Source organism: Cerasicoccus frondis (genome assembly GCA_031296915.1).
Taxonomy (GTDB): Bacteria; Verrucomicrobiota; Verrucomicrobiia; order Opitutales; family Cerasicoccaceae; genus Cerasicoccus; species Cerasicoccus frondis.
The window spans coordinates 18,743-35,874 of record JAVDPC010000005.1; the positions used below are offsets into that span (position 1 = coordinate 18,743).

At 53.8% G+C, this 17,132-nt stretch carries 14 protein-coding genes; 2 read left to right on the forward strand and 12 right to left on the reverse strand.

The features are described from left to right. Positions 1–63: 63 nt before the first annotated feature. On the forward strand, positions 64–771 hold the full coding sequence (locus RBB63_RS05210; RefSeq protein WP_309381793.1) for an exosortase-associated EpsI family protein: 708 nt from the start codon (positions 64–66) through the stop codon (positions 769–771). On the opposite strand, the gene RBB63_RS05215 is transcribed toward RBB63_RS05210, so the two are convergent. From RBB63_RS05215 to RBB63_RS05270, 12 genes are all read right to left on the reverse strand, one after another. Further along, positions 768–3,257 (reverse strand): LuxE/PaaK family acyltransferase, encoded by a 2,490-nt coding sequence (locus RBB63_RS05215; RefSeq protein WP_309381795.1) that lies wholly within the window; start codon positions 3,255–3,257, stop codon positions 768–770. The two genes, RBB63_RS05210 and RBB63_RS05215, sit on opposite strands and share 4 nt — an antisense overlap. Further along, positions 3,254–4,378 carry an iron-containing alcohol dehydrogenase gene (locus tag RBB63_RS05220; protein ID WP_309381797.1) on the reverse strand — a complete coding sequence of 375 codons (1,125 nt, stop codon included), beginning with the start codon at positions 4,376–4,378 and terminating at the stop codon, positions 3,254–3,256. The genes RBB63_RS05215 and RBB63_RS05220 overlap by 4 nt, the downstream gene beginning before the upstream one ends. A 36-nt stretch (positions 4,379–4,414) precedes the next feature. Beyond that, a complete protein-coding gene (locus tag RBB63_RS05225) occupies positions 4,415–5,791 on the reverse strand; it encodes a class I adenylate-forming enzyme family protein (RefSeq protein ID WP_309381799.1) in 1,377 nt (458 codons plus the stop codon). A 33-nt stretch (positions 5,792–5,824) separates the two neighbouring features. After that, complete coding sequence (locus tag RBB63_RS05230) at positions 5,825–6,055, reverse strand: acyl carrier protein (protein ID WP_309381801.1); 231 nt, start codon at positions 6,053–6,055, stop codon at positions 5,825–5,827. Positions 6,056–6,097: 42 nt separating this feature from the next. Beyond that, positions 6,098–6,757 (reverse strand): PglD-related sugar-binding protein, encoded by a 660-nt coding sequence (locus RBB63_RS05235; RefSeq protein ID WP_309381803.1) that lies wholly within the window; start codon positions 6,755–6,757, stop codon positions 6,098–6,100. A 31-nt stretch (positions 6,758–6,788) separates the two neighbouring features. Continuing rightward, complete coding sequence (locus RBB63_RS05240) at positions 6,789–7,223, reverse strand: VOC family protein (RefSeq protein ID WP_309381805.1); 435 nt, start codon at positions 7,221–7,223, stop codon at positions 6,789–6,791. Beyond that, entirely contained in the window at positions 7,210–7,812 is a 603-nt protein-coding gene (locus RBB63_RS05245; protein WP_309381807.1) for a sugar transferase, read from the reverse strand. The genes RBB63_RS05240 and RBB63_RS05245 overlap by 14 nt, the downstream gene beginning before the upstream one ends. Positions 7,813–7,841: 29 nt before the next feature. Continuing rightward, a complete protein-coding gene (locus RBB63_RS05250; RefSeq protein ID WP_309381809.1) occupies positions 7,842–9,152 on the reverse strand; it encodes a nucleotide sugar dehydrogenase in 1,311 nt (436 codons plus the stop codon). Between the two features lie 46 nt (positions 9,153–9,198). After that, positions 9,199–11,037, reverse strand: coding sequence for a hypothetical protein (locus RBB63_RS05255; protein ID WP_309381811.1), 1,839 nt, complete (start codon positions 11,035–11,037; stop codon positions 9,199–9,201). Positions 11,038–11,250: 213 nt separating this feature from the next. After that, on the reverse strand, positions 11,251–13,656 hold the full coding sequence (locus RBB63_RS05260; protein WP_309381813.1) for a DUF4838 domain-containing protein: 2,406 nt from the start codon (positions 13,654–13,656) through the stop codon (positions 11,251–11,253). Beyond that, entirely contained in the window at positions 13,653–14,864 is a 1,212-nt protein-coding gene (locus tag RBB63_RS05265; protein WP_309381815.1) for a glycosyltransferase family 4 protein, read from the reverse strand. The genes RBB63_RS05260 and RBB63_RS05265 overlap by 4 nt, the downstream gene beginning before the upstream one ends. A gap of 5 nt (positions 14,865–14,869) precedes the next feature. After that, positions 14,870–15,859 (reverse strand): glycosyltransferase, encoded by a 990-nt coding sequence (locus RBB63_RS05270; RefSeq protein ID WP_309381817.1) that lies wholly within the window; start codon positions 15,857–15,859, stop codon positions 14,870–14,872. 408 nt (positions 15,860–16,267) lie between these two features. Here RBB63_RS05270 and RBB63_RS05275 point away from each other — a divergent pair, with 408 nt between their 5' ends. Further along, complete coding sequence (locus tag RBB63_RS05275; protein ID WP_309381819.1) at positions 16,268–16,975, forward strand: HU family DNA-binding protein; 708 nt, start codon at positions 16,268–16,270, stop codon at positions 16,973–16,975. Positions 16,976–17,132: the final 157 nt, after the last annotated feature.

The window sequence follows — 17,132 nt, forward strand, 5'->3', positions numbered from 1 at the left end:
CCGATAATGCCATCTCTATTTCCAGCTCGTAGCAGCACAATCTTGTTTTCGTCCAATTTCGTCATGCGCAAAATTTTCCTCATTATCGGAGTGTTAGTGGTCCTGCTCAGCGCAGTGGCCTTGGCCTACACGTCCCTGCTCTATACCCCGGCCAAAACGATGTCCGGTGACTTGAAAGAGCAGTTGGTCTCGGAATTTGATGGATGGCAAATCGAAGAAAAGCCATTGGCGGAAACTGAGGCAATGGAAGAGACCGTGGAAGGCATTCTTAATTTTTCTCAGGCCGTTTACCGCACTTACCAACGCGGGGGGACGACGATCGGCGTTTATGTGGCTTATTGGGAACCCAAAATGATGCCAGTGCGCTTGGTCCAATCTCATACGCCAGATGTATGCTGGGTTCGCAGCGGCTGGACCTTGAAGCCCGAAGAGAGTGGTTTCTCGGTTGCCTGCGCCGTGGATGAACAACCAATTTACCCAGCGGAAATGCGCACGCTCGAAAAGGACCATCACACTGAGTACGTTGCGTACTGGCATGTCTTGGGCGACCACCTCTACGTCAATCGCACCAAGCCAGGCCAATGGGACCGCTGGGACCCAATCAAAACACTCTTTACCTACGGTTTGCATCAGCAACGTGAACAATTTTTTGTGCGCATCAACAGCAACAAGCCAATCGATGAAATCTGGGATCTGCCCGTCATGCAGGAAATCCTCAAAGATCTGGCGGACTTAACCCTGACCCCGCCCGCTGCGCCAGAGCAGGCCTAAAGCGGACCGCCGAGTGTATACCACTTGACGAAACGATCCAGCGGGAACAAGCCGTCCCAAGGCGACTCAAAAAACGTCATGCGCCCGATGTCGGGGAAGCGCTCGGCGCCACGGCGAGCCGCCTCGCGCGCAAAGTCCAACCGCTGTTGTCCAGTCAAGGCCAAGCCTACCGTTTGTATGCCATCATGCACCAGCGGCAAAACATCTTCGGCCAGATTCACCTCTCGCACCGTGATCACACGGCCGTAACATGGAGTCGCCAATTCGACGCCGGGCTCCTCTAAAATCACCGTCCAGGCAGTTCCCTCAGAGCGCCAGACTTGCCCGGTTAATTCACCACGTATCCGACGCGCTTCGATGCGTGATGCGTCATCGGGGCCAACCGGAGCCGGAGGGAACCGCACCATCGCTTTTTCAAGCTCTTCAGCCAATTGCTCTGCAAACACTTGGGCGGAAAACGTGTCCCCCCGCTCGATAAATATCGTATGTGGCGAAGCGCAACCGGTCTGTTCAAAGACACAGACATCTGTCGCCGCACGACGAGCCAGTCGCTTGAACGTCCGCTCATTTTTAAGCGCGCTTTGCCCAATCACCATGAAGGATAGTTTTGGTCCGAAAATAATGTCTTCAGCGCTAACTTTGCGGGGTAAAGCAACAACAGCTTCGACGGCCTCTCTCCCCCCCCAAGCCAGACGCACATCTGCCTCTCGGGATATTTTTTCCGCCGCTTTCAAGTCATGCCGGTCGCAGTAAACGACCGCGATGGACTGCAGGATGTCATTGCCTTCCAAAACGCGCCCCCCAGGCGTGGTCACCCGCAAATCACGAAACGCATCCAACAGCATAGGCAACACGCGCGTGAAGCGACTGGCCGCCTTAAGTAAATTCGCATTCCGCGCCAAAATCGACTGCACCAAAGCCAACATGCCCAGCACGGGCACATTTCCCGCCAGCCAATGGACAACGAGTCCACGATGCCGGGCGCCCAACTGACGCACACGGTTACCGCCGATCGGCAACGGGCCATCCAGATACCCACGGCGTCCACGCAAGCTTTCATCGGCCAGACGCGCCAAGCGCTCGGGTCGACACCAAGAGCTTAAAAACAACAAGCCCTGCTGGCGCAATTCGCGCAAAGGTGAATCCGGCGCGGCCCACCGCTCCGCCGCAGCGACGATTAGCGCAATCAAATCATCGACCGAATATTGATCCAATCGTTCGCGCCCACGCATTAATTCCGCAGCCTGCGATTCAACTGAATCCACGGTTGGTAACGAGTTCATGGCCAACGGCGCATTCCACGCTCCGCCGATGGCCGGTGAAGCTGCTGACGAGAACAGCAACCGCACGTCTCCCAGCCCACTGTTTGCTTGCTGGCGTGCAGCCGCAATTTTATCGCCCAGGATATCGCCACAGCCACGGGCCTCAGCTTGTTTGGCGCGGCCAAGCACCCGGAACTGCGTGCCCCGCCACTCTCCATCGCCACGGCGATTGGTGACGACCCCGATATCATCCGTGAGCACAGAGATGCCTGGATAGCTGTGAGGAAGCGGCGTTAGAAACTGCAAAAGGCCGACTTCGCCATCTGGCGTCGGCAGCAAAGTCTGCGGATCTCGCACGATGACTTCCGCAAAAGCCGGAGCGATTTTTTCGCCATTCGGCGCGTCGGGGTACGTCACACCCATCTGCTCTGTGAATCCGTAAAAATCGACGATATTTTCCGCCCGTAAGCCAAACACCAGCTCCGCTTTTTGGGCAAAGACTTCCCGGGAGACAGCTTGGTCGGCAAGCTTCTTCCAGCCACCCAAATGGGCAAGGCGAGATCCCGCGGGCAACGCCAACTTGACGCCCGCGTCTGCCAGCGGCTCAAGCACCATGGAATACACCAGAAACGTAAAACCAAACAGCAAAACGGGCTCATCCGATTTTGCCCAATGCGCAACAAGATCATCCAATACTTTGCGCTGCAAAGTAAGCACGCCATCCTCGGGCGCCATGGAGTAAGTCACCTCACGAGCCAGATTGAGAAAGCCCTGCACCGCTGCACTGCGCGCGCCCATGGCTCCCCTGCCCGACCTTGGGTCGGCGTCGAACACCAGCAAGGGTCGGCGCTTGGGCCCCAAGGACGCCCCCAACACTGAGGCCAGGGCTCGGACTTGACGCTTCGCGGTCAGGGCATCGATCGCCACTGAGCTTGGCGCACCGCTCGTCGCCGATGATTGCAATGTCGTTTTAATCGCCTCATCCGGCGCCGAACGCAGCAAGTCCGCCGAGTCCTTAAACGCCTGCACCGGCAGGTAGGGAAAATCGGCCAGCGCGACGAATTGCGCATCAGCGTCCAAGCCACGCGCTTGGCAAAAACGCCGATATGCCGGACAGTTTTCAAAGTGATGCCGATAAGCCTCATGCATCGCCGCCAAGAGCTGCGCCTGACGCATTTCCTGCGTCAAACTGTAAGGCGGCGTTTTAATCAGATCGTCGATCATCGCGCGTTTTCGAAAACAAAACTCACCGCTTCGCCATCGACGGCTCGCGGATTAAAGCGGGCGCACGGGTCTTCCATCGCACCGATGGTAATTGCTTCCAACTGGTTGAATACTTCAGCAGGAATTGGCGAAATAGGAACTTCTGCCAGCAAAGCATCCACCTGCGCAATCAACGCATCGGAGTCATCCAAATTCAATGCGCCCGCCAGGGAATCATACTTCGCGCGGACTTTTTCATCACCACAATTATAACGCATCGCCGCTGGAAGCAATCGACCGGTCGCCGCCCCATGCGGCATGCCGTAGGCCCCCAACTGATGCGCAATGGCATGCCCGATGCCCGGGATTTTCTGGTTTTGCACCCATCCGGCCAATAACGACGCATGCAGCATTCGCAGACAGGCAGCCTCGTCATCTGGATGTGCAACTAAAGTTGTCAAACCCGCAAAGATTTCCGCTGCAGCCTTCTCCGCAAGGATGTCCGCCAACGGATTCTCCAAGCACGACACATAGCTCTCCAACGCATGCGCCAACGCATCCAGCCCCGATTGCGCAACGACCTCAGGAGGGCAACCAACCGCCAAGCGAGGATCGAGCACGGCGACATCCGGCAGCAGTTCCAACGAAACCAAAGCCTGCTTGCGCCCGGTCTCGTCATCAACCAGTAACGCTGATGAACTGACTTCCGAGCCGGTTCCTGTAGTAGTGGGAACTGCGGCGAATTTTGCTTTGCCACGCAAAGTTGGAATGCCCCCCAGCAGTCGAAGACGCTCACGGTCCACCGCCGGGTGTTCGTAAAGAACCCACGCGATCTTCGCGCCATCGATCACCGAACCGCCACCAATCGCAATGATCCAATCCGGCTGAAAGGTTTCCAGTTCATGCATGACCGGCTGGAGCGACTGCAAGGTTGGTTCGCCCCGTGGCATTTCCACCAACTTGACCGCCTCAGCGCGAATAGAGCGTTCAATAACAGCAGCATGTTTCTGCAATACCGTCGACGATACAAGCACCGCCGCCTTGGACGCATCCAGTGCTCGCAGCGCGCCCAAGGAGCCGCTCCCACTGAAGATTTCTCCAGCCGACACAAAACGGGGCAATGGCAAACGCAGTTGAAGCATTGAGGAATTACAAATTTAGGAGCGATCCACGAAAGGTCAATCGCCAGTAATGTGGAGCTCCCGGCGCTTTAATTTACCACTATCCGTCCGGGGCATTGCTGCAACACGCTGGAACCGTTGCGGCGTTTCATGGACCGGCAGATAGCGGCGGCAATGTTTGAACAACACTTCTGAATCAAGCTCCTCCGAAGCGACATAAAAAGCGCAAAGCGAATCCCCCCCCGTAACGGCTGCTTCACTCAATCCAGGGTATAGTTCCAACACACGCTCCACGTCTCGTGGGTTGATTTTATAGCCGCCCAAGTTAATGATGTCGTCGGCTCGACCGATGATGTAAAGGAACCCCTCGTCATCGAATCGCCCAAGGTCTCCAGTGTGCAGAACGCCATTGGGCAACGCTGCATTGGTCAATTCCGCATCTTGCCAGTAGCCCGGCGTCACCGTTGGCCCGTGGATCAGGATTTCCCCAGACTCGTCCAAGTCAATGCGCACATCAGCCATTGGTTGGCCAACCGATGCATAGCGCTTGGGCCCCTCATGAGTCAGCGAAATAAAAGTCGAGCGCGACGCTTCCGTCAGTCCGTAGTAAACATGGATATCCACCCCCGGCAGCGCATCCTGTAGTTGGGCGGTTCTCTCTGGTGGCAGTGGCGCTGAGTTCACCACCATAAACCGTAAACCCTTTGCGCGCTCAATGAATACCGCGCGGTAGCGATCCAGCAGTAGCGCAACTCCAAGCGGGGTGGTGGGAAATCCCGTGGCGCCGAACAACTCAATCGCCTTTAGGACACGTCCTACGCGCGTCAGCCCCGGTTCCAAATAAACGGCGCCGCCTGAGACTAAATTACACAGCACATGCCCCAAACCGAAGTTATGCGAAAGCGGCAGCGTAATCACTTCCCGATCCTCTGGCCCATAACGCAAAAAGCTCACGATGTTGTGGATCGCGGCAAAGACATTTCTGTGGGTGAGCATCACACCCTTCGGTTGGCCAGTGGTGCCCGTGGTAAACATGAGCGAGGCTAGGTCTTGCGGTTCTCGCTGTGACGATTGCGCTTTCGGTGGAGTTGCAAAGATTGCCTCCCAAGGCGACTCTGCGGTCAATACGCATTTGGCGCCAGTTCGCTCTAGGATCGCCACACGTTGTGACTCCGGCAACGCAGGGTCGAGCGGCGTAGTCACCGCCCCTGCCCATTGCACGCCAAAGAACGCAACAACGTAGCGCACGCTGTTCGGCAACGACAAAACCACCCGGTCTCCTGGCACAATGCCTTGCTGGCCCAACCAAGCGGCAACCCGCATAACCTGCTCGGCCAACTCTGCGTATGTCAGCGTGCAGCCAACATCGGCGACAGCCAACTTTTCCGGCCATTCACAACGACCACGTGCAATGATGTCGGCCAGTTTTTCCACGCTTACTGTGTGCGCAATGCGCCACTCAACAAATTACGAAATCTGATATCGGCGGAGGGCATCCTGAAAATCACCGACCGTTTCCAAATCGACCGCGTCAGCGACATCGAAGGTCACTTTGAACTCACGCTCTACGGCCATAATCAGATTCATATGCGCCAGAGAATCCCACTCGGGAATATCTCCCGCTCCCAAATCATCCGAGTATTGGCTCGGATCGATTTTGAGCTGGGCAATGATGAGGTCGCGAAGCTTTTCTTCCATGAGCTAAGGGAGTGCCGATTCTGCCAGCAGAAGTCAAGCGCGCTAGCCTTTACGCTTACGGGCAAACACTGGACGCCCGGGCATCGTAGCCAGCGTCACGCCGGGTTCGACATCTGTCGCGGCAAAAGTATTGGCTGAGATCCGCGCCCAATCGCCGACCGAAACGCATGGCTGCAACACGGCGTTGCTGCCGAGAAATGCACCCTTGCCCACCCGGCAACGCCCAGTAACCACGGCGCCGGGGCAGAGCTGAGCGCCAGCGCCAATAAAAGCTTCATGGCCAACTACCGCATGCATGTTAATCAAAGCCTGCTCCTCAATGACTGTTTCTGGAGCAATCGACGCAAAGTGCCCGATAAAGCAACCGCTGCCGATTTGAGCGTCGGGAGCAATTTCCGCACGTGGACTAATGAGCGACGCTGGCGACATCCCCAGACCAACACACTCCTCGGCCAAGCGCAGGCGCACCTCGTTATTGCCGATGGCAACGTGGAATGCACAATTTTCGGGCAGTTGCTCCGCCGCCTCAGTCGGTGTGCCGATTACGCGAAAGCCTCCCATCTGCTTACCCGACGCAACCTGCTCATCAGCCAATCCGACCAACTCCCAACTGGCGGTTTTCGCAGCATTCATTGCTTGCGCAATCCAGATGGCTTCGAGTGAAAAGCCACCAGCGCCAATGATAAGGAGGGGTGTAGACATATGCAGAAAATTACAGGCGACGCGTGTGCATTCAATCCAATTGATACGGCCCTTCGCCAGCAGCAATCAGTTCGACTAAGCCTTTGAGCGGATCGTGAAACCACATGATTGTGCGCTGAAACGCGGCGCCAATGACTGGCTTGGACAACGGAAGGCCCCCAGCCGCGCGCAGAGATTGAGCCGACGACATCATATCCTCAACTTGATAGGCGACATGATGTAGGCTTACTTTGCGCTGCAAAGCTCCATGCAAATGGCTTTGTTCAGAGTCTGGTGAAATCAGTTCGATCCAGTGGCGCTCACTCCGTTTGCGTAGCAGCAAAACGCGCGCTTGTTGACCGACATCCTGAATCGTCTGACCATGAGCGTGATAGCCATACGCCTGTTCCCAATGTTGTTGGGCAACGACGAGGTCCTTTACCAAATAACCAATGTGGTGCAGTTGGAGTTCGTCACTTGCGCTCATGCCCGGTCCCCATAAATTCTGGCATCGTCGCCTCCCCGCTAGCCGAAATACCTTCGCGGCGAATAACTTTGGCCAAGGTTGAAAATAAAATTTTCAGATCCAGCAAGAACGACTGATGCTCCACGTACCAAACGTCCAAGCGAAACTTTTCCTCCCAGGAGATTGCATTCCGACCATTGATCTGAGCCCAACCAGTTATCCCCGGGCGCACTTCGTGGCGACGCGCCTGTTCGGGCGTATAGCGCTCCAGATAACGCACTAATAAAGGCCGGGGACCGACGAAGCTCATCTGCCCCCGCAGGATATTGAGCAACTCCGGCAGTTCATCCAGACTGGTTGCGCGCAGCCAGGTCCCAAATGCAGTCAGACGTTCTTCGTCAGGCAAAAGTTCACCCGCACTGTTTTTTTCGTCGGTCATGGACCGGAACTTGATTAGCTCAAAGACCTTTCCATTCAGGCCGGGGCGCGGCTGGCGGAATAAAACCGGGCTGCCCAATTTAACACGCACCAGTAGCGCGAGGACAAGTAACACCGGCCACAATGCCAATAGCAACAGAAGCGCGAAAACGAAATCAAACAGGCGCTTCATGTATCCAGTTAGATTATGCAGTTGATGCGCTACAGGCGCCAGTAATCGAAACCGGCATCGATTGAAGCCTGACGATCAAAAACACCACGCACATCAACTAAGCTGGGCTTTTCGCCCACACAAAGCGCACGGAGTTGAACCGGCGTCAGTTGTTCACAGAACTGCCGATGACGGACGGCCGCCAAAACTCCCTCAAACTGGGTATCGCTGGGCAGCTCTTCCACGATTTCGACGCCATACTCTTCCTGGACTTCTTCTGGATCTGCGAAGGGATCACAGACAACTGGTTCAACGCCAAACTTAGTTAAATGTTGATAGACCTCGACAACGCGTGTGTTGCGGACATCGGGCACGTTTTCTTTAAAAGTCCAGCCGAGGATGAGCACTTTAGCGCCTTTAACCGTGCTGCCTGAACGGATCAGACCGTGAATCATTTGCTGACCGATGTAAGGTCCCATGCGGTCATTGATGCGACGCCCGGCGAGGATCAAGTCCGGGTGATGCCCCACTTCCTGCGCCTTATGCGTCAGGTAATAGGGATCAACTCCGATGCAATGCCCTCCGACCAAGCCCGGCTGAAACGGTAGGAAATTCCACTTCGTGCCAGCTGCCCGCAGCACGGCGTCAGTGTTAATTTCGAGGCGATCAAACAACACCGCGAGTTCGTTCATCAGCGCAATGTTCAAATCACGTTGCGTGTTCTCAATAACCTTGGCGGCTTCGGCGACTTTAATGCTTTCAGCACGGTGAACACCGGCCTCAATCACCGCTCCATAGATTTCAGCAAGATAGTCCAGGGTATCAGCCGTATCGCCCGCCACAACCTTAGTAATTTTGTCGACCGTGTGCTCGCGATCTCCCGGGTTGATTCGTTCAGGTGAGTAACCAACGAAGAATCCGCTCTGCCATTTGTAACCGCTGCTGGATTCGAGGATCGGCACGCACACTTCCTCAGTCAGACCTGGATACACCGTGGATTCATAGACAATGATCGCGCCTTCTTTCATGTGCTTGCCAACCATCTCGCTGGCAGAGCAAACCGCCCTCAGGTCAGGTCGGCGATGCGCGTCGATCGGTGTTGGCACTGTGACGATGAAAACATCAACATCGAGCAAATCTGAGTGGTCTCGCGTAAAGGACATCTTGGATGCCTCGAGCTCTTCCTTCGCGGCTTCGCCCGTCACGTCTTCACCCGATTTCAACTGTGCGATTCGCGCCTCACTGATATCAAAACCAATGACCTGAAACCGGCGCGCCAAACACAATGCCAACGGCAGACCAACATAACCAAGGCCGATAACCGCAATTTTGACTTCGTTCAGAGGGCGAAACATTTTCATAATTCAGCGTAGTAATATTCGTGCATGCAAGTAGCGCTGTAGCCAATCAAGTTAACTTAGGGGAGTTTATCGGGGGATCATCTGCGGCATGAAGGATTTCTTCAAAATTAGTGCTCCAAGCACTCAAGTGCACTCCCTTTCGGGCCGCCAATTCACTCAATCGCTCGCGGTTGGCTTCATGTAGGTCTGCGGTAATGATGATCTCATCGATATCATGCTCTTCAAGCACGGCTTCAAGCTCATCAAGCGCACCGAGAACGCGAACGCCTTGCACATAGCGGCGACGTAAATTGAGATCGTCATCGAGAAAGCCAACAATTTTGCGCGTGGCCATTTCGTCTGGATGAATAAGACGCAATTCCCGCAAGAAAAGCGAACCGCGGTCACCAGCGCCATAAAGCAAAATATGACGCACCACGTAGCGATTGCTGGTGCGCTCTTCCAAGGCGGTGACCAACATCCATTCACGCAAAGTTTGCATGATCACCCGTGGGCCAAATACGCCAAACATCGAAATGTAGGAAAAAGCCACGCATATCTTAATGTTGGCTGTTCGGATGTCCGCCTCCGCTGCTGAAAGGAATGCAAAGGTGAGTAAGATGCCGATGTTCAACGAAAAGAACAGCAACATGTAGTCTCGAAAATTACCACGCGACCAGACGCGAGAATACGTATTGCCCAATACCAACATCAGGAACACTGGCGAAATCCATACCGGCAACAACCTTGCCCAGTCGCCGATTTGTAACTGATGCATTTGCGGGATTTCCAGTAGCATGGCAATCACCAGACTGATGGACAGCCAAACCAAATCCCAAACCGGATAAAAAAGCATGCCATAAAGCGCGCGCCCTGGTCGCTTAATTCCTTGAACCAATAGTCGGCCCGTATCCCAAATTTCAACATGCACCACGTGACGAACCACCACGTACACCCCGGCAATGAAGACGATCAAAAACAAGCCTACCATTGCCTTGTTGATGAAGATGGTGAACAGCCCAATCGTAACTAGCAGGAAATTACCCACATACATCAAGAGGGCGACCTTCCGCTGGGAAAAACCTGCCTCCAAAAGTCGATGGTGCAGGTGGTCCTTATCCGCTCCCATAATTTTCGGGCCATCCTCTTCACCTGACAGCTTCGCAGTAAGCCTTCGTGCAGAACGGCGCCAGATCGCCAGGATTGTGTCCATAATCGGCACCCCAGCTGCCAGGAACGGAACGCCAATGCTCACCAACACCGTGGATTTCCCCGCGCTTTCCATTGCGAGTGAGGCGAGCGTAAATCCCAGGAACATCGAGCCCGTATCTCCAAGAAAAATCTTCGCCGGGTGAAAATTATAACGCAGAAACCCAAGCACCGAACCAATCAAGGCCAATGCCACCAACGAGTCAGACGATTCTCCACGCAGCAAAAAAGCCGCCCCGATACCCAAGCAGGAAATAACCGCTAACCCACCACATAAGCCATCTAAACCATCGATTAGATTAAATGCATTAATCAGCGCTACACACCAGACAATGGTGAGGACCAAATTTAGAAACCAAGGAAGCTCAATGCCCAACACCGTGTTGAACCCCTTATCCGTCAACATAAACAGAACGACACTGGCCAATACCTGCCCACCCAGCTTAATGATTGGCCGTATCCCTTTGATATCGTCCCAGATTCCAATCGCACAGAGAATCGAAGACGCAATGAGGAAGCTCTGCCACCAATCCATATCCAATCGCCCAGTAAACCAACTAACAGCAACATATGAGCTTGGGAAGATATATGCGTACAATATCATCACTGTGAAATTGAACGCCAAAAAGACCGCTACGCCACCTGCTCGTGGAATCGGTTTGGTGTGAATGCGCCGTTCATCCGGCAGGTCGATCATCCCCAAGCGCGGGCCCAGCCAGACCATGACGCGCGTCAAGATCAGAGACAGAATGAAGGCTACGCCAAATACGGCAAAGTATTTGGTTAGATCATTCATTGCAAAATTTAGGGATTTCAGTAAACATGGAAAGCAGAACTCCCTACCTTCGAATGGATACGCGGGGCAAGCCGAAACCACCCTCAATGGCATACATCTCAGAGATGAAAAGCATCATTCTTGACTGCGAAACTGTAAATCCAGGTATTGAATCTCAAGCCAATCGCCTGGATACTGTTCAGCAATGCGGACACCGACACATACGCGCGACGCATCTGTAGGAATTTGAGTCTCCCTCGCCAAAACAAGCCAGTCATCAAACTCCCCTGGATGCAGTCGATCACTGTAGATCGACTCCGAGACTTGGCCTTCAGTATCCATAAAGTAAAGATTGATCTCCACCTGAGCACCAGGACTCACCTTGCCGCGCACCCCTACACTAAGCTTGAATTCACCTGAGATACCAGAGGCTATATCCAACCAACGATATAGATTGAAATAGTCTGCTCCTTCAATCCGAACATGTGGCGCTGGCTCTAACTTGCGTTTCACACTTAATCCCTCGGCATGTGAGGCCAAAACAGCCCAAGCGCGACGAAAACGATCAGGCCCAATGCTATCTGGACCGGCGCCCATAAGATCGCCTTCGAAAATTGGTTCAGCAAAATTCTCCAAATCAACCGTCTCCCAGTCGGAACTCCAGCGTGACAGCGGGTCCAAGCCATCCATGATTTGGATGATGTCCTGGTGCCGCGTAAATGAGCTTTTATCGACCTTAAGCCAATCTGACCGCTTATCTTGAAATTCCGCTATTTCTTCTGTGCTAGGAGCAACGTCTTGACCAGGATAGGGCATTTTCAGCCAAGCATGGTAAAGAACAGCGCCAGCCTCAGTTACCGCCAAGGCACTTTCCGTTTGATTAATTAAATCCAGAACCTGATCGCGAAAGCGCGCATCTTCAATCTCTTCCGCTGCCTGACTGGCCTCAGCCAAGCATTGCCTCATCAACATGCATCGTTCCGCTGGATACAAAGCAAACTGATCCGGATTGTTCCAATATTTCAACCACATGCCCTCACCAGGTTGAGTCAGCCACGCAATTTCCGCCTCTGCAAAAAAACGCTTCATGGCGTCGGCGGCTGGACCATAGGTAATTGCAAAATACTCCGCTAAGAGTTGCTCATAGTCCTGCGAAACATCCCAAGCCAACCTTCCCGCCAACCAATATTTTGGCGCATCATATTCCCATACCGGATGCCCGGAAAAAAAGACTCCACGCGTCCGGTTTTCCCAAAGCCATTTCAAGCTTTCCGCCTCCAAAGAAGGAAAGTATCTCGGAATCAAGTAGGGTTGCCCCTGATAGTATTCCCAAGCTCCAAGCATCAACGGACCAGCCGTCCCCCATGCTTCGATTAATTCCTTATCATCACGGCGATAACGGGGATCGTACCATTGGCTTTGATCCGTGCAGATGTAAGGGATCACGTTTTCAGCCACCGAAAACTTTGGCGGTCGTTCCGTCCACATGTAAGCCAACTGAGTGATGAAAAGTGGATGCGCCGCACTGCCAACTGCCGCCGCGACTTCATTGGTAAAGTTGAAAACGAGATCCGAATAATTTGGCTTCCCACGAAAGTATTCGAGCGGTTGAAGGTATGTCATAGTCGTTTCTGAACCATCATACCGAATTGAATCATTCGTCGCGACAGAGAGCGTCAACAAGTCGGCATCTTGCTCGCGTTGTCCAAGCGCATAATCGGTAGCGAAATCGATAACTTCGCCGTTCAGCAAATCAGGTTGTGCGCCATTCCCCCTGACATCACGTAGTGAAGAACGCTTTCCAAACCGCACCGCCCGCCACTCTGGATTCTCTCGCAATACTTCCTTGGTAAAAATACGATGCAGCGAATGGTTAAAAGAAAAATGGCTACTGGCCCCGTTACGAATCGCCCACAGGCCTTGCTCATTGGGTTTATTGAGTGAGCCTGCGAGTAAAAATTTTCGATCCAGGAAATCCGGTTTCAGATCACGCCAGCCAACTCTTAGCGTGAATCGCGTGCTGTGCGGAATTCGCTCACCGCTCTCCCCAGGGAGTATCCACCGGCAACCCAGCGTCTTCTGCAACAACTGGTAAACGCCATTTCGCGTCGCCTCAGGCGTACTGCCATTAATCACCAATCTACGCGGATGCGCCAAAACAGTCGTCCGATCCCACGATCCACTCGTCAGCAATTCACGACGACTCATACCCGTCGTGGGACGCGCATCCCAGGACCCATAAACGCCATCTAATCGAGAGCGCAATGTATCACCGATGAAAATACCGTCCGCCGCAACTTCCGCACTGGGCTCAGGCAAAACACTCCACTCACAACCAGAAGCAATTTTCAATATACGCCCCAAATCTTCGGCAACGAGCCTGGATGGCGAGTCCGCATCCGCGTTTGCCGGATAATAAATCGGGCCAATCACCGCGTCACCGCTCCACACCACAACAGACTCCACCGCTGCCTCACGATGGTTGGGTGCGGCCATGAGCCATCCAAAGGCAAAAACACAGCAAAGGATGTATGTTTTCATCGTTCAATGATCTCGACAAATCGTTGAATTAAGGCGCGTTTACTCAGGCCTGAATCAACGGCCTGACGCCCTGCATCGCCCTTAGCTTTCACGTCAGACGAGTCATCAACTAGTGATCGAAAAAGGTTTTCCGCTGCGTCTACGTCGCCATGATCCACCCGCCAACCGCAATCATGCTCCTGCAGCACATCGCCGATGTGGCATTCACTGGGACCGATTAATAGTATCGGCTTGGACAGAGATAGCGCATTGTAAAACTTGCAGGGGTGAACCACGCCCACCATTTTTTCCCCCATGCTGACCAAGTGCAAATCCGCAGCCGACAGTGAATACTTGATTTTATCGAGCGGCTGATAAGGAAGCGATACGATGTTGTTCGGCTGATGTTCCGCGATAGCATCCTCCACGTCCTGTTTTCCCAGCCCCCCACCAATGAAAACAAAGACGATCTGCTCACAATCCTGCATGCGCAACGCAGCCTGAATAACGGTCCCGAGCGGATGAACCACCGAATGGTTGCCACTATACATAACCACGAACTTCCCCTCGAAGCCATGCTCTACACGAAAGGGATTTTCTGCATGCTCAACACGCTCCAGGTATGTCTCCATCGGCCAAGGAGGGATTTCATGATAAGCGCATTTCGCTGCAGGTAATTTCCGCTGCATCGATGTCTGCATGAAGCGATCCAACGAAATCACATCCGATGCTGAGGCCAAGGCGCGTCGATTCAGCCAATCGAACGCTTTCACCATAGGATGAGTTTCTGGCAAAATATTCTGCACGACCACTTGGTCCGGGTTGATGTCCATCACCCAAAACTTAACCTTGATGCGGCGCAACAAACGCAGGGCCACAGCCACACCACTGCCCATTGGCGGGGACGTCGTCACCAGCACGGCATCAGGCTTACGCATGAACAAACCATGCAAAAATGCCTGAAAACAAAAGAGCAACTGCCCCGCCAAACGCTGCTTAATGCTCCCCTTCCCCAAAGATGAAAACGGCAAACGCCGGATCTGCACGCCATTGAGGACTTCGCGCTTGGGAAATTGCTCCTCTGGGTTATCGTAGCCCCGGTCAGCTGTGAGCACCACCACTTCCCAGCCACGGGCCGCCATTTCCTCGGCTGCATCCGCCATGTATTGGCCAACTGCCGCAGGGTCCGGCACATAAACCTGAGAAATGAGTAAGAGACGTTTCGACATCAAATTCAGCTTTCGTTTAGAACACGTTCGTAAAGCGACGCATATTGCCCAGCAATCGTCTCGGCCGAAAAACGCTGCGCATTAACAAGTCCCTTTTCGATCAGCGCAGCTCGCAAACGGGCATCATGTAACAATCGCTCAAAGCCTGCGCGCATCGAGCCAACATCCATGGGGTCCACCAAACACGCGCCATCACCAGCGGTGTCGATCATCGGTTCGATATTGGACGTAATGACCACGCGACCGGTTGCCTGCCCTTCCACGATCGGCAAACCGAAACCCTCAAAGGTAGAAACCAGCGAGACAATGTCCGCTGCCCGGTATTCTTCAACGATCTCCTCCGCCAACAAGTTTTGGGCCGTGCTCAGCTTGATCTTATTTTCTCTAAATGCATTCGCCTGTTGCTCAGTTGGCTCGCCAATCAAGCGTAGTTCGACATCTAGCCCGCATAACGCTTCTGCCAGCCGCTCAAGGTTTTTATTCACCTTCGTCCCCAGACACAAAATGCGCGGCGTGTGCTGCGGAAAGGCTTTAGGCTCATAGCAAAATGCTGGCGAAACCGGATCCGGAATTACCTCCGCAAGTGGAATCCGCCGCCCGATCAACTGCTCAGTCGCTCGACGCGAGCTCTCCGAAATAAAGGTAACTGCCTGCGCGCGTCGAATTGGCCCGGTGAACCACAAATATTCGAACACCCGCTTCTTCCACCCACTGAAGGCATTGGTGTCGCCAGTGTCATGAATCGTCAACACGAGCCCCCGCCTCGGTAAAGCCAGCGCCAAATAATGCACCTCGCCAGTGATGTGATTCACCTCGCCAACATGCCGTTTGGCCTGCTGGCAATTTTCCCACATCGCCCGTGGCGCAGCAGCTCGATGCGGACAAAAAAACTCTGACTGCACAATATCCTGCGGCAACGCGCCCCGCAAATCCGCAAACACCTGCTCCATGCTAAACGCACAGCCTTGCTTACGGTAATGGAAAGTAACGTTCATTCAAACTGGAGGGCAGGTTGCTAAGTGGAGTTTTCTCAGCCTGAAGACGCATCATTGAGTAGCATAGGCGTCCCGCCTGTGCCTCGCTCGACGATTTTGATACTTTGCCATCTTTTGCTTGAATCAAACACAGGCGAGACGCCTGTGCTACAACCAGCTACTGCGCCAACTATTTGGCACGTGAGATTGCCCTCCAAAAACGAGAATCCTTACCCTCAATAATAAATTCTTGTTTATTATTTAATATAATAGTAAATTTAGTGAATTCTTAAATACGCAATTAGGCACTTTCGAGTGCAAACCCAAACTAAAATAAACAACACAAACCATAAGACTATACATATGAACCACTAATGCGCAGATTCTCGGCTCCAATCCGACAATCTGCATCCAAATACCACTAAAGCCATGTCACTAAAATACGCACTATTCCCCAACACCCTCACTCCCGAGGGCAACCAGTACCGGGCAATCACCCACGTCAACGACAGCAAGGACCTCCAAGCGGTCGTTGACCGGATGATTCTGCTCGGATCGACCATCACGGAGGCGGACATCCTGGCCGTCCTCACTGAATCGATTCGCGCCGTCGAAAGCCTGCTGATCGACGGCAACCGGGTCAACATGGGCGGCCTCGTCCAACTTTGGCCCGGCATCGTCGGCAACTTCGACAGCAAGAACGACTCCTTCGACGCCACGCGCCACCGCGTGTCCCTGAACGCCTCCGGCAGCCGTCGCCTGCTGGAAACGCTCCGTCGGAAAGCCTCGCCCGAACGCGTGGATGGCATCCCGCCGGCCCCGCTGCTCTTCGACTTCGTCGACGACGGCAGCGGAACCATCAATGAGCAAATCACGCCGGGCGACATTGCGTCCATTGCAGGCAGTCGCCTGAAGTTCAACCCCGACGTCCCGGACGAAGGTCTGTTCTTCATCAACACCGCTGACAGCTCGGAAACCCGTCTGGCCCAGATCAAACGTAACACGCCTAAGGAGCTGATCTTCCGCATCCCGGAAGCCCTCCCCACTGACCAGACTTACCGGGTCGAAGTGCGTGCCCGCATTCGCGGCGGTGAAACCCTGCGAACGGGCGTCCTTGAAGCCGAAGTCGTCAGCTAACTCGACAGTAAACAACATAAGCCAAAGGCTCGCATAGGCTAAACAAGCCCTTAGCACAGCCTAAACAACGGTTTAACACAGACCAAACAACGGTTTAACACAGACCAAACAACGGTTTAGCAGCGCTTAAACAAGCCTTAGACACTGCTCGAACTAC

What these genes read in the sequence shown, in the direction of transcription:
- RBB63_RS05240 (WP_309381805.1), bottom strand. Translation starts at nt 7,223, where the DNA reads ATGAGCGCAAGTGACGAACTCCAACTGCACCACATTGGTTATTTGGTA.
- RBB63_RS05220 (WP_309381797.1), bottom strand. Translation starts at nt 4,378, where the DNA reads ATGCTTCAACTGCGTTTGCCATTGCCCCGTTTTGTGTCGGCTGGAGAA.
- RBB63_RS05255 (WP_309381811.1), bottom strand. Translation starts at nt 11,037, where the DNA reads ATGATCGACCTGCCGGATGAACGGCGCATTCACACCAAACCGATTCCA.
- RBB63_RS05215 (WP_309381795.1), bottom strand. Translation starts at nt 3,257, where the DNA reads ATGATCGACGATCTGATTAAAACGCCGCCTTACAGTTTGACGCAGGAA.
- RBB63_RS05275 (WP_309381819.1), top strand. Translation starts at nt 16,268, where the DNA reads ATGTCACTAAAATACGCACTATTCCCCAACACCCTCACTCCCGAGGGC.
- RBB63_RS05235 (WP_309381803.1), bottom strand. Translation starts at nt 6,757, where the DNA reads ATGTCTACACCCCTCCTTATCATTGGCGCTGGTGGCTTTTCACTCGAA.
- RBB63_RS05270 (WP_309381817.1), bottom strand. Translation starts at nt 15,859, where the DNA reads ATGAACGTTACTTTCCATTACCGTAAGCAAGGCTGTGCGTTTAGCATG.
- RBB63_RS05245 (WP_309381807.1), bottom strand. Translation starts at nt 7,812, where the DNA reads ATGAAGCGCCTGTTTGATTTCGTTTTCGCGCTTCTGTTGCTATTGGCA.
- RBB63_RS05250 (WP_309381809.1), bottom strand. Translation starts at nt 9,152, where the DNA reads ATGAAAATGTTTCGCCCTCTGAACGAAGTCAAAATTGCGGTTATCGGC.
- RBB63_RS05230 (WP_309381801.1), bottom strand. Translation starts at nt 6,055, where the DNA reads ATGGAAGAAAAGCTTCGCGACCTCATCATTGCCCAGCTCAAAATCGAT.
- RBB63_RS05260 (WP_309381813.1), bottom strand. Translation starts at nt 13,656, where the DNA reads ATGAAAACATACATCCTTTGCTGTGTTTTTGCCTTTGGATGGCTCATG.
- RBB63_RS05210 (WP_309381793.1), top strand. Translation starts at nt 64, where the DNA reads ATGCGCAAAATTTTCCTCATTATCGGAGTGTTAGTGGTCCTGCTCAGC.
- RBB63_RS05265 (WP_309381815.1), bottom strand. Translation starts at nt 14,864, where the DNA reads ATGTCGAAACGTCTCTTACTCATTTCTCAGGTTTATGTGCCGGACCCT.